Source organism: Bradyrhizobium guangdongense (genome assembly GCF_004114975.1).
GTDB lineage: Bacteria > Pseudomonadota > Alphaproteobacteria > Rhizobiales > Xanthobacteraceae > Bradyrhizobium > Bradyrhizobium guangdongense.
Map to the genome: position 1 here is coordinate 2,287,445 of NZ_CP030051.1, position 10,834 is coordinate 2,298,278.

At 62.7% G+C, this 10,834-nt stretch carries 13 protein-coding genes, 1 tRNA gene and 1 pseudogene; 9 read left to right on the forward strand and 6 right to left on the reverse strand.

Going from position 1 to position 10,834, the window contains the following annotated elements; all coding sequences use genetic code 11:
• The first annotated feature begins 149 nt into the window (after positions 1 to 149).
• The 3 genes from X265_RS10910 (at position 150) to X265_RS10920 (ending at position 2,186) form a co-directional block, all read left to right on the forward strand.
• The gene (locus tag X265_RS10910) at positions 150 to 1,151 is read left to right on the forward strand and encodes a TRAP transporter substrate-binding protein (RefSeq protein ID WP_128964831.1); all 1,002 of its coding nucleotides are present in this window, start codon (positions 150 to 152) and stop codon (positions 1,149 to 1,151) included.
• A 207-nt stretch (positions 1,152 to 1,358) separates the two neighbouring features.
• The gene (locus X265_RS10915) at positions 1,359 to 1,943 is read left to right on the forward strand and encodes a Spy/CpxP family protein refolding chaperone (protein ID WP_128964832.1); all 585 of its coding nucleotides are present in this window, start codon (positions 1,359 to 1,361) and stop codon (positions 1,941 to 1,943) included.
• A 167-nt stretch (positions 1,944 to 2,110) separates the two neighbouring features.
• Positions 2,111 to 2,186 (forward strand) — tRNA-Lys (locus tag X265_RS10920).
• Between the two features lie 325 nt (positions 2,187 to 2,511).
• Here the strand turns inward: X265_RS10920 and amaB are convergent.
• Both amaB and X265_RS10930 read right to left on the reverse strand, forming a co-directional pair.
• Positions 2,512 to 4,068: an L-piperidine-6-carboxylate dehydrogenase gene (gene amaB / locus X265_RS10925; protein ID WP_128964833.1), complete on the reverse strand. Its 1,557-nt coding sequence runs from the start codon at positions 4,066 to 4,068 to the stop codon at positions 2,512 to 2,514.
• A 36-nt stretch (positions 4,069 to 4,104) separates the two neighbouring features.
• A pseudogene (locus X265_RS10930) lies at positions 4,105 to 4,359 on the reverse strand (2-oxoadipate dioxygenase/decarboxylase family protein); the annotation flags it as partial.
• Positions 4,360 to 4,598: 239 nt separating this feature from the next.
• Between X265_RS10930 and X265_RS42225 the strand changes: the two are divergent.
• Together X265_RS42225 and X265_RS10940 are read left to right on the forward strand one after the other, a co-directional pair.
• Entirely contained in the window at positions 4,599 to 4,745 is a 147-nt protein-coding gene (locus X265_RS42225) for a hypothetical protein (protein WP_373291518.1), read from the forward strand.
• Between the two features lie 137 nt (positions 4,746 to 4,882).
• A complete protein-coding gene (locus X265_RS10940; RefSeq protein ID WP_128964834.1) occupies positions 4,883 to 6,367 on the forward strand; it encodes an aldehyde dehydrogenase family protein in 1,485 nt (494 codons plus the stop codon).
• 195 nt (positions 6,368 to 6,562) lie between these two features.
• Here the strand turns inward: X265_RS10940 and X265_RS42230 are convergent, their stop codons facing one another.
• Positions 6,563 to 6,880: a formate dehydrogenase accessory sulfurtransferase FdhD gene (locus X265_RS42230; RefSeq protein ID WP_430648583.1), complete on the reverse strand. Its 318-nt coding sequence runs from the start codon at positions 6,878 to 6,880 to the stop codon at positions 6,563 to 6,565.
• On the opposite strand from X265_RS42230, the gene X265_RS10950 reads away from it, so the two are divergent.
• From X265_RS10950 to X265_RS40390, 4 genes are all read left to right on the forward strand, one after another.
• Positions 6,810 to 7,418, forward strand: a complete 609-nt coding sequence (locus tag X265_RS10950; RefSeq protein ID WP_128964835.1) for a cysteine hydrolase family protein — start codon at positions 6,810 to 6,812, stop codon at positions 7,416 to 7,418. The genes X265_RS42230 and X265_RS10950 overlap by 71 nt on opposite strands.
• A 136-nt stretch (positions 7,419 to 7,554) precedes the next feature.
• Positions 7,555 to 8,628: a flavodoxin family protein gene (locus tag X265_RS10955; protein WP_128964836.1), complete on the forward strand. Its 1,074-nt coding sequence runs from the start codon at positions 7,555 to 7,557 to the stop codon at positions 8,626 to 8,628.
• 71 nt (positions 8,629 to 8,699) lie between these two features.
• On the forward strand, positions 8,700 to 9,029 hold the full coding sequence (locus X265_RS10960; RefSeq protein ID WP_128964837.1) for a four-helix bundle copper-binding protein: 330 nt from the start codon (positions 8,700 to 8,702) through the stop codon (positions 9,027 to 9,029).
• A gap of 9 nt (positions 9,030 to 9,038) precedes the next feature.
• A complete protein-coding gene (locus X265_RS40390) occupies positions 9,039 to 9,215 on the forward strand; it encodes a hypothetical protein (RefSeq protein ID WP_164938513.1) in 177 nt (58 codons plus the stop codon).
• A gap of 2 nt (positions 9,216 to 9,217) precedes the next feature.
• Here the strand turns inward: X265_RS40390 and X265_RS10965 are convergent, their stop codons facing one another.
• The 3 genes from X265_RS10965 to X265_RS10975 form a co-directional block, all read right to left on the reverse strand.
• Entirely contained in the window at positions 9,218 to 9,940 is a 723-nt protein-coding gene (locus X265_RS10965; RefSeq protein WP_128964838.1) for a DUF72 domain-containing protein, read from the reverse strand.
• Between the two features lie 153 nt (positions 9,941 to 10,093).
• Positions 10,094 to 10,390 carry a hypothetical protein gene (locus X265_RS10970; RefSeq protein ID WP_128964839.1) on the reverse strand — a complete coding sequence of 99 codons (297 nt, stop codon included), beginning with the start codon at positions 10,388 to 10,390 and terminating at the stop codon, positions 10,094 to 10,096.
• Positions 10,391 to 10,491: 101 nt separating this feature from the next.
• Positions 10,492 to 10,806, reverse strand: a complete 315-nt coding sequence (locus X265_RS10975; RefSeq protein ID WP_244659265.1) for a hypothetical protein — start codon at positions 10,804 to 10,806, stop codon at positions 10,492 to 10,494.
• Positions 10,807 to 10,834: the final 28 nt, after the last annotated feature.

The following is a 10,834-nucleotide window of genomic DNA, read 5'->3' on the forward strand; positions in this document are numbered from 1 at the left end:
GGAGAGGGAGCGCAGCGGGCGCTCGCGTTCATGAATAGCTGCCCTGCTAACGGCCAATAGCGGCTCAGTGCGTGAGCCGCTATTGATGCGTCCGGCTAGAGGATAGGTGGCCGTGTTGGGCTGCCCAAAAGAATAAAAAGGGAGACATCATGCGCACCTTCGCGATCGCGGCGTCCGTCGCGGCTCTGGCACTCGGGCTTGCCGGCCCCGCCAGCGCCGACCCGATCATCATCAAGTTCAGCCATGTCGTCGCGACCGACACGCCGAAGGGAAAGGCGTCCGAGAAGTTCAAGGAGCTCGCCGAGAAGTACACGAACGGCAAGGTCAAGGTCGAGGTCTATCCGAACTCGACGCTGTACAAGGACAAGGAAGAACTCGAGGCGCTGCAGCTCGGCAGCGTGCAGATGCTGGCGCCGTCCAACTCCAAGTTCGGACCGCTCGGCATCCGCGAATTCGAGGTGTTCGATCTGCCCTACATCCTCCCTGATCTGAAGACGCTGCGGAAGGTGACGGAGGGCCCGCTCGGGGCCAAATTGCTCAAGCTGCTCGAGCCGAAGGGCATCACCGGGCTCGCCTATTGGGACAACGGCTTCAAGCAGATGAGCGCCAACAAGAAGCTGATCGCGCCAGCGGATTATCAGGGAGTCAAATTCCGTATCCAGTCCTCGCGCGTGCTGCAGGCCCAGTTCAAGGCGCTCGGCTCGCTGCCGCAGGTGATGGCGTTCTCGGAGGTCTACCAGGCGCTGCAGACCGGTGTCGTCGACGGCCAGGAGAACACCTGGTCGAACATCTATACCCAGAAGATGCACGAGGTGCAGAAGTACATCACCGAGACCAACCACGGTTACATCGGCTACGTCGTGATCGTGAACAAGAAGTTCTGGGACGATCTGCCGGCGGACATCCGCGACGAGCTGTCGAAGGCGATGAAGGAAGCGACCGATTTCAACAATGCACAGTCGCAGAAGGAGAATGACGACGCGCTCGCCGAGATCAAGAAGAGCGGCAAGAGCGAGATCATCAAGCTCACCGCCGAGCAGGACGAGGCGATGCGCAAGGCGATGGAGCCGGTCTACAAGGATGCCGCAGGCCGCGTCGGCCAGCCGCTGATCGACGAATTTCAGAAAGTGGCCAAGAGCACGACGAACTAGCACAACGGACCGAGCTTTACCGTTGATGAATGAAGGCTTCCGTGCGGGATGCACGGAAGCCCTTTTGTTGCGAATGATTTCCGGTTGCGGCTGGAGGTAAAATCGGGCGTTACATCTTCGTAAGATCCCCCTGTCTGTCCAAGTTGTAAGTTGCACCTCAGCCTGCCGGCGCTCATCTTCACGGACGTCCTTCCAGAGGAGGTTCTTATGAGGAAGTTCACCATCGCCGCCATCGCCGTGCTCAGCATCGCCGGCTCGGGCGCGGTCTACGCCCAATACCATCGTCCGTGGATGGAGCACTTCCACCACATGCGGATGAACCCTGAAGACCGTGCCGCCTTCGTCGACGCGCGGATCGCCGCCGTCCATGCCGGGCTGAAGCTCAACGCCGACCAGGAGAAGCTGTGGCCGCCGGTCGAGGCCGCCGTGCGCGACTTCGCCAAGCTGCGCATCGACCGCGCCAATGCGCGGATGAACGCCGGCCCTGCCGACGCCGACAGGCAGGACGATCCAATCGCCCGTCTGCGCGAGCGTGCCGACGACATGGGCGCGAGCTCAGCAGCGCTGAAGAAGATCGCGGACGCCGCCGATCCGCTCTACAAGACCCTTGATGACGGCCAGAAGCGCCGTCTCGCCGTGCTGACCCACCACCGCGGCCCGTTCGGCGGCGGCGAGGACGGCCCGCGCCGGCACTTCATGGAACGCGGCATGGACCGCATGATGGGCCATGGCATGGACCACTTCCGCGGCGGCGACCGCGATGACGGCCCTGATCGGGAAGGGCGGCTTTGAGCCGACCGGGATTTTCCGGGTATTAACCTCTGAGAAGCCGCTGGAATCCAGCGGCTTTTCGCTTTTCCGGGGCTGTGGAAGAACCTTGGAAAACATGCGCTACATCGCTTGCCAGACCCGGATCGCTTTGCTAAACGACCGGCCTCGCAAGGCATTCACCGCCTTTCGGGCGCATAGCTCAGTTGGTAGAGCAGCTGACTCTTAATCAGCGGGTCCCAGGTTCGAGCCCTGGTGCGCCCACCAAGCACATCAATTGCTTGGAAGGTTTGTACTTCAGAACGGCCCTTTTGATTGGAAACTTCGGTTGACCGATCCCTGCTGTGGTCGGGACTATGTCACACACCTGCCTTAGCTCTGTCTCTCCCTGTACATTCGCAGCGTGAGATACAGCGCGGAGGTCGCGCGGTGCAGGCGGATTGGGTGACCGTCGCAGATTAGCACGCTTTAGCGAGCAAAACGACGCCCGAGAGATCTGTTGCTCGGGGGGACGTTGCCGTCCACGCTAACTTGACTGTTTCGCGTTCACGAGAGTTGCGCAGTTGCGCTTGCGATGCGCTGGCACGCATCTCTAGGCTACGTCGAACTTGACGCCCTGGGCGAGCGGCAATGTGCGGCCGAAATTGACGGTATTGGTCGCGCGGCGCATGTAGGCCTTCCAGGCATCCGAGCCCGACTCGCGTCCACCACCGGTTTCCTTCTCACCCCCGAAGGCGCCGCCGATTTCGGCGCCAGATGGGCCGATATTGACGTTGGCAATCCCGCAATCCGATCCACGTACTGACAAGAAGGCTTCGGCTTCGCGCAGGTCGTTGGTGAAGATCGAGGACGAGAGGCCCTGCGACACTGCGTTGTGCAATTCGAGCACCGCATTGAAATCCCGGTATTTGATCACGTAGAGAATGGGCGCGAAGGTTTCGTGCACGACAGGGCCAGTCTGTTCTGAGATCTCGACCAGCGCCGGGCGAACATAATACGCCTCATCGGCGCCGTCGGAGAGAACGCGCTCGCCGCCGAATACCTTGCCCCCTGCGGCGCGCGCCTCGCTCAGCGCCTTCTGCATCGAGGCGAAGGCTGCCGCGTCGATGAGTGGACCGACCAGGGTGCCGTCCTTGAGCGGGTCGCCGATGGTTACGGACTCGTAGGCGCGTTTTAGGCGCGGCAAGAACGTGTCATAAATGCTTTCGTGGAGGAAGAGGCGGCGCAGCGTCGTGCAGCGCTGGCCTGCCGTTCCCATGGCGGCAAACGCGACCCCGCGCAGCGTCAGGTCGAGGTCGGCTGTCGGCGTGACGATTGCGGCGTTGTTGCCCCCCAGCTCGAGGATCGCGCGCGCAAAGCGTTTGGCGAGGCGCGGTGCGACGATACGCCCCATTGCCGTCGAACCGGTCGCCGAGACCAGCGGCACCTTGGCGTGATCGACCAGGATCTCACCGATGTCGCGACCACCAAACAGAACGGCGGACAGCGCGTCCGGTGCCTTGCCGCCCTCCGCTTTGAATCGCTCCAATGCGCGATTGAGCAACGCCTCCGTCGCAAGCGCCGTCAGCGGCGTCTTCTCGGACGGCTTCCAGACGATGCTGTTGCCACAAATCAGCGCCAGCGCCGCGTTCCATGACCATACCGCGACGGGGAAGTTGAACGCCGAGATGATCCCTGTGACGCCGAGCGGATGCCAGCTTTCCATCATCCGGTGCTCGCTGCGCTCGGTTGCGATGGTCAAGCCATAGAGCTGGCGCGACAGGCCTACCGCGAAGTCGCAGATATCGATCATCTCCTGGACCTCGCCCAGGCCCTCGGACGCGATCTTGCCGGCTTCGATCGATACAAGCCTGCCGAGCGCCTGCTTGCTGGCGCGCAACTCCTCGCCAAGAAGGCGGACGAGCTCGCCGCGCTTCGGGGCAGGCACGAGCCGCCATTCGAGGAAGGCCGCATGCGCCCTGTCGATTGCCGCCTGCGCGTCGGCGGCGCCGATCTCGTTCACATGGCCCGTGATCTCGCCGGTGATCGGCGATCGTGCAATCAGCTTGCCACCGGTGTACCGGCTGCGCTTGACGCCGAGTGAGCCTAGGAGCGTGTCTGCCTCGCCCGCCAGGGAGTTGATGGTGCGGGTTGCGGTTGTGGTCGTCATGGGGGTTTTCTCTTAGACGGTTAAAGTGCGGTTCGATCAGGCCATGGCTTGCCGTGCGAGGTGCGGCAACTCGAGCTGGACCAGAAAGACCCTTTCTGCCTGCGCGTAAAGCTTCATCTCATCGCGGACCTCGGCGCCGAGCGCGGTTTCGAACATAGCCCGATTGGAACGTGCGGCGTAGTTCCGCTGCTGTTCGGTGCCGAGCTTCGACTGGAAGATTCCTGCCGCGCTGACGGGTAGAAAATCCTCGTAGACGATCGGATCGTAGCGCAGAAAGCCCGCAGCGATCAAACCATTGAGGCCTGGGCGACCGGTGAACGCCTTCACCTGGAATCCAACCTATTCTGCTCCTAACGCACGCCGGTCCTCCTCCGCGCCGATCGGCATCGCGGCGAACTTAGCCTCTACCAACGCGACGTATTGATCGTAGGCGCGCTTGCTACAGAGCCAGGCGGACGCCTCGGATGTCATCATTCTTTGCGTGACGGGCCCCTCAAGTTGAAGCGATCCTCACCGGCGAGGCAGGCATTTTGTCGCGCCTCCGCAAGGGGTGCGTTATCGTCGATTGTTCGACGGCGCTGCGGGACTCGACTTTGCGGATGGCCGCCGCGCTAAAGAATATCTCCTACTGCCGGACGATGGCGGGTAAACTCCGGGGCATCCAAGGCGATTGCTGACGGCGTGGGCGCCGCCATCGCGGCGGTGTCGAGAGCGGCCATGGCCACGCCTATTTTTCCGACCTGGTGCGGCTCCTTCGGAAGACGAAACCGGCAGCCTAGAGAGAATAAGTGTTGAGACAGGGAAGACTAACCCAATGACGACAAAGACCGACATCCGATTTCCTGTGGACGGCCGAACGCGCAAGATGTTCGTCGATGGCGCGTGGGTCGAGGCCCGCTCGGGGCAAGTCTTCGAGACGCGCAACCCTGCGACCGGGGAAGTGATCGGTCGCGTCCCGCGGGGAGATGCCGGCGATATCGACATCGCCGTCAGGGCCGCCCGTCGCGCCTTTGCCGGGCCCTGGAGCCGCTTCAAACCGTTCGAGCGACAGGCTCTGCTCCTGCGTATCGCCGACCTGTTCGAGAAGTACTGGGAAGAGATCAGCCAGTCCGACACGGCGGACATGGGCATGCCGATCGTCAGGACGCGGGCCAACAAGCTTCGCGTGCTCGGCATGCTCAGATATTACGCCGGCATGGCCACCGCGATTCATGGCCAGACGATCGACAATTCGCTCCCGGGCGACATCGTCTCGTTCACGCGGAAGGAGCCGGTCGGCGTCGTCGGCGCGATCATCCCCTGGAACGCGCCCACGGCTGCGTCGGTCTGGAAGATCGGGCCGGCGCTCGCGACCGGCTGCACGATCGTGCTGAAGCCGTCCGAAGAAGCGCCGCTGACGCCGCTCTTGATCGCGGATTTGATGAACGAGGCGGGAGTGCCGCCCGGCGTCGTCAATGTCGTGACCGGGACCGGGGCGGAGGCGGGCGCGCCTCTTGCCGAGCATTCAGGTGTCGACAAGATTGTCTTCACGGGATCTACTGCAACCGGACAAGCCATCATTCGTGCGTCCGCTGGCAATCTCAAGCGGGTGTCGCTCGAGCTCGGCGGAAAGTCGCCGGTCATCGTCTGCGCCGATGCCGACCTCGACAAGGCCGTCCCGATTGCGGCAATGGCGGCGTTTGCCAATTCGGGCCAGATTTGCATCGCCGGCTCCCGCCTGTTCGTCGAACGGTCGATCCACGACGAGTTGGTCGAACGGCTCGGGAAATTCGCTTCGGCCCTGAAGATCGGTGACGGAGCGGATCCCTCGACCGAGATCGGACCTCTCGTTTCCGAGCGACAACTCGACAAGGTCGAAGGTTTCCTGAACAGCGGACGTAACGAGGGCGCGAAGGTCGTGACCGGAGGCCGGAGACTGAGAGAGGGTAATTTCGCCAAGGGCAATTTCGTGCAGCCGACCGTGTTCGCAGGCGTTTCCGACAACATGCAGATCGCTCGCGACGAAATCTTTGGTCCTGTCATTTCCGCGCTGCCGTTCGATACGCTCGATGAAGCCGTGGAACGCGCCAACGCGACGCCCTACGGGCTTGCGGCCGGTGTCTTCACGCGCGACGTGAGCAAGGCCCATATCGTCTCGCGCAGTCTGCGCGCGGGTTCGGTCTGGGTGAACACGTATCACGCCATCGACCCTGCATTGCCTTTCGGCGGCTACAAGATGAGCGGCTATGGCCGGGAGGGCGGCACCGAGCAACTCGACGAGTACCTGAACACGAAAGGGGTCTGGATCAAGCTGGACTGACCCGGCCTCTGTCAATGCTCGGCAAGTCTTTTGCCGGGTTTGCGCTTGGCCGAACTCGCGCCGCGGAAGACCTCGATCCCGCAACATATCTTGATTTAGGCCTGCAGCGGGTCAATTTCTGTTCGGAAAATCCCGAGCGGCATGTCTGATCGGCGGGACCAAGAGTGGTCGCACTCGGTTCGTCCCTGCCGGAGTTCAACGACAGATGCCCACGGGATGGCTGAAAATCTCGAAATCGCTGCCCCGTGCGATGCCGATGAGCGTCAGCCCGGCAGCCTCGGCAGTTCGTATCGCAAGCGCAGTCGGCGCGGAGATCGGGACGATGACGGCGCCGCCGATGCGGCTGTCTTCTGCACCCGGATGGAACGCCTCGGCGTGACGCGGGTTCCTAAGCTGGACGCGCCAACGCGCAGAGAGTCGCCGGTCGCGGCGGTGGAGGACGATGAGGGACAGCCAGTCGCAGGTTGCCGAAATCCGGGATGCAGTCCATCTGTGCATCGATATGCAGAACATCTTCGCTCCCGGCGGTCTTTGGGCAACTCCCTGGATGGAGCGCGTCCTGCCGACGATCGTCGATATCGTTTCGCGTCATCAGCCGCGAACGATCTTCACCCGCTTCATCACGCCGAAAGTCCCCGAGGACCGGCCGGGCCAGTGGCAAAGCTACTTTCGGCGCTGGCACCAGGCGACGCGCGATCATCTCCCGCCGTCCGCGCTCGAGCTCGTGCCGCCTCTGGCACGTTACGTGCCGCCGCTCCGGATCGTCGACAAGCCGGCTTACTCGGCGTTCAGCAATCCCGCGCTGGCAAGTTTGCTGGTTGAGCTCGGCATCGGGACCGTGGTGATATCGGGCGCGGAGACGGACGTTTGTGTCCTCTCGACGGTGCTGAGCGCCGTCGATCTCGGCTTCAGGGTCGTCATTGTGGAGGACGCGCTGTGCAGCTCGTCGGATGTCGGCCACGATGCGCTCATGACGATGTACCGAACGCGCTTCCACGGCCAGGTCGATCTCGTGACCTCGGAGGAACTGAACGAGTTCTGGCGCGAGTAGCCGGACGACCGGCCGCTTGTCCTTGCGCAGCCTCTCAAGCACCTCGCGATCGTGCGAGTTCCTACTTTTGATACCTCGGGAACCGCACGTCCGATCCTGGGTTGGTGGGATCGCACCCACTCACCGAGGGCCCGGCATGACGGAACTCGACGTTCGCAAGGGGATGCCGCCCGTCAAACTGTCGCGCGAAGAATTCGAGCGGCGTTACAGACGGGAGTTCGTCGATCCCGCTTTCACGCCGCTTCAGGGCGAGCTCGATGCGATCATCGGCGCCGCCTGGGATGCTTACAGCAATTCGCGCAAGGCGCCGCTGACGCGGAAGGCGGGCGCAGGCTTTTCCGATCCGGACTACGACTTGTCCATCGATTGGCTGCAGACCCGCGCGGCGGTGCTGGACGCCCAGCGCCGCCATGATGACGCCAGCGCGCCCGCGCGCATCCTCATCATCAACGCCTCCGCCCGCAGCGAGCACACCTGTCCCGGCGAAATGTCGAAGACGTGGCGTATGGTCAAGCTGGCTGAGCCGGTTTTTGTCGAGATGGGATTTGCCGTCGACATTCTCGATCTCTCCCGCCTAGCTTCAGAGTTCGGCAAGAGAATTCATCCCTGCAAATCCTGCGTCTCGACGGCGATGCCGCTCTGCCACTGGCCATGCAGTTGCTACCCGAACTATTCACTCGGCCAAACCAGCGACTGGATGAACGAGATCTATCCGCTCTGGGTGGCGGCGCACGGCATCCTGATCGTGACCCCGGTGAACTGGTATCACGTCCCAGGCGGGCTCAAGGCGATGATGGATCGCCTGGTTTGTGCCGATGGCGGCAATCCGGATCCGACCTCGACCCACGGCAAGAAAGCTGCCGAAGCGAAGGCGATCGAGCTGAAGGGCTGGCCGTATCCGCGCCATCTCGCCGGCCGGCATTTCGGTCTGGTCGTCCACGGCGACAGCACTGGTGCGGAAGGCGTGCGCCGCGCTCTGTCCGACTGGCTGACCGACATGCATCTGGTCTCGTCGGGACGCTTCGGCGAGATGGACGGTTATGTCGGCTACATGGAGAAATACGCCACCTCGCATCACGAGCTGGATGAAGATCGCGGGTTTCAACACCAGGTTTTGAATGCGGCGCGGGCACTCGGAAATGCCGTCCGACTCGCACGGGAACTGCGCGATGAGCCGGGGCCCGGACTTGAAGATCCCAACCCGAAATGATGGGTCTGAGCCCGGGAACGATGGGCGCCGGCTGGCTTTGACTGGTTGGAAAAGCGACAGCTGGAGAGACCATGGCCCAAACGGAACAGATGACCCGCTGTATCGAGCTGTGCCTGAGTTGCTACCGGACGTGCCTTGGCATGGCCATGAACCATTGCCTTGAGACCGGCGGCAAGCACGTCGAGCCCAGGCATTTCCGTCTCATGATGGCGTGCGCGGAGATGTGCCGCACATCGGCGCATTTCATGTTGATCAACACGCCGCACCACAAGCACACCTGCCGGGAATGCGCCGAGATCTGCGCGGAGTGCGCGAAGGATTGCGAGCGGGTCGGTGGCATGGACGAATGTGTCGCCATGTGCCGCGCCTGCGCCGAGTCCTGCCGCGCCATGGCGGCGTGAGGTCGTCCCATGCTGGAAGAGAAACTCAAGGAAGCCATCGCTGGCGAACTCAAGCGCCAGGCCGCCAACCGGCCGCAGGCGCTGAAGGTGGATGATGGCGGCGCGGAGGAGCTGGTCGTCAACGGCAAGATCGATCTCGCCGAGCTCGCCATGGTCATTGCCGGCTCCGTTGCCGGTGGTCCATAGCTTTAAAGCAGCGCCTTCAGCTTCAGCGCGTCGGCCGGCGCGGCGCTCTTCTGGTCGTTGTCGAAATAGACATAGACGTCGCAGCCTTGACGCTTCCACGAATTGATGCGTTTCGCCCATTGTACGAGTGCCGGCTTCGTGTAGTGCCCGTGGTAGCGCCCGCTCGGACCGTGACCGCGCACATAGACGAAGTCCGCCGTGCGCTTCCAGGGTGCCGGCGCATCGTGATGATCCGACAAGCAGAGCGAGATGTTCTCGTCGGCCAGCATTCGCAGGATGCGAGGCTGATACCAGCTCGGATGACGAAATTCGAAACTGTAGCGGCGTTTTCGTGACAGCAGCTTGAAGAACGAGCCGAGCCGGTCGGCATTCGCCTCGAATTGCGGGGGCAGCTGGAACAGGATCGGCCCCACCTTGTCCCGCAGCAGTGAAATGCGATCCTCCAACAGCTCGAGGCTGTTTTGGGACCGGTCGGTTAAGCGTTTCCAGTGCGTGATGAACTTCGAGGCCTTCCAGGCGAAGACGAAATCGCCGCCGGTCTGTTCTCGCCACGCCTCGACCGCTTCCGGCGTCGGAGTGCGGTAGAACACGCCGTTCAGCTCCGTGGTGTCGAATTGGCTGGCGTAATACTGCAGTTGCTGCTTCAGCGGCAGGCCTTCGGGGAAGAAGGGCCCACGCCAGGAGCCATAATGCCAGCCGGAAGTACCAATCAGGACGCGCGCCATTCGAGATCGTTCATGAATAGAAGCTGCCCCTGACGGTAGAGGTGACCGCCTCGATCTTGTTGCCTCGAGGTCGCGGACGAATGCACCGAAATAGTTCGCGTTGCAGTTCCGGCGCGTGGGAGCCCGGCCTCGCGGGAGGCCGGGCTTGCTCCGTCAGCGTCGCTGTTTCGCCGCACGGGGGCGGGTCGTCCGCCGGTTATAGGGTGACCGGTTGACCGGCTTCAGCGAGATGCCCTCGCGATGCGCCTTGCTGCGGATCGCTGCGATCGGGCGCTGAAGCTTGATGCTCATGACGCCGGTGGGCGTGTTGCCCTTCGCAAGCTGCCGCAACATCCTGACGTCGGCCGTCGACCACGGTTGACGCGAACGGCGCTTGTACGAGGGGTTTGCCTTGCGCGGTCCCTTCTTGCCAATGGGGGAGCCGGGACGTTTCCATGCTGATCGTGCCATGTTGATCCTCCTTGGTCATCAAGGCACGAATCAGCATCTTGGTTCCATGCCGAGGCGTGTCGGCTGGTTCAACTGGCGAAACTGCCAATCGGTCGAGCCGGCTACCAGGCGAGCGGAATCCTTTGTTCAAACCCGCCGAGGTCGGAGGCCGGGCTGAGTGGCTGCCGGTCGAGCGGCCGATTGTTGTTCTGACGGGCGAATGACGTGCCAGGCGGGTAGGCGTAATCGCTGAACTTCCGGTCGCCGGGCAGCACTTCGGTGCCGCCATCCAACCAGGAGCGTTTGCTCACATAGATGCGCGTATGCGGACCGGATTGATAGGCACGGTTCGGGCCGTACGGACCGTAGTCGTAGACGGCCTCTGTCGACGGCTGCGACCGGTCGCGCTTGCGGACCGTGTCTGCGTTGCAAATCATGGTCGTGGTGAAAACTGCGACCAGCGCC

Coding starts and splice junctions, on each gene's coding strand:
- X265_RS10950 (WP_128964835.1), top strand. CDS start 6,810: ATGAGGGACAGCCAGTCGCAGGTTGCCGAAATCCGGGATGCAGTCCAT.
- X265_RS10915 (WP_128964832.1), top strand. CDS start 1,359: ATGAGGAAGTTCACCATCGCCGCCATCGCCGTGCTCAGCATCGCCGGC.
- X265_RS10910 (WP_128964831.1), top strand. CDS start 150: ATGCGCACCTTCGCGATCGCGGCGTCCGTCGCGGCTCTGGCACTCGGG.
- X265_RS10970 (WP_128964839.1), bottom strand. CDS start 10,390: ATGGCACGATCAGCATGGAAACGTCCCGGCTCCCCCATTGGCAAGAAG.
- X265_RS10975 (WP_244659265.1), bottom strand. CDS start 10,806: ATGATTTGCAACGCAGACACGGTCCGCAAGCGCGACCGGTCGCAGCCG.
- X265_RS10965 (WP_128964838.1), bottom strand. CDS start 9,940: ATGGCGCGCGTCCTGATTGGTACTTCCGGCTGGCATTATGGCTCCTGG.
- X265_RS10940 (WP_128964834.1), top strand. CDS start 4,883: ATGACGACAAAGACCGACATCCGATTTCCTGTGGACGGCCGAACGCGC.
- X265_RS42230 (WP_430648583.1), bottom strand. CDS start 6,880: ATGTTCTGCATATCGATGCACAGATGGACTGCATCCCGGATTTCGGCA.
- X265_RS40390 (WP_164938513.1), top strand. CDS start 9,039: ATGCTGGAAGAGAAACTCAAGGAAGCCATCGCTGGCGAACTCAAGCGC.
- amaB (WP_128964833.1), bottom strand. CDS start 4,068: ATGACGACCACAACCGCAACCCGCACCATCAACTCCCTGGCGGGCGAG.
- X265_RS10960 (WP_128964837.1), top strand. CDS start 8,700: ATGGCCCAAACGGAACAGATGACCCGCTGTATCGAGCTGTGCCTGAGT.
- X265_RS10955 (WP_128964836.1), top strand. CDS start 7,555: ATGACGGAACTCGACGTTCGCAAGGGGATGCCGCCCGTCAAACTGTCG.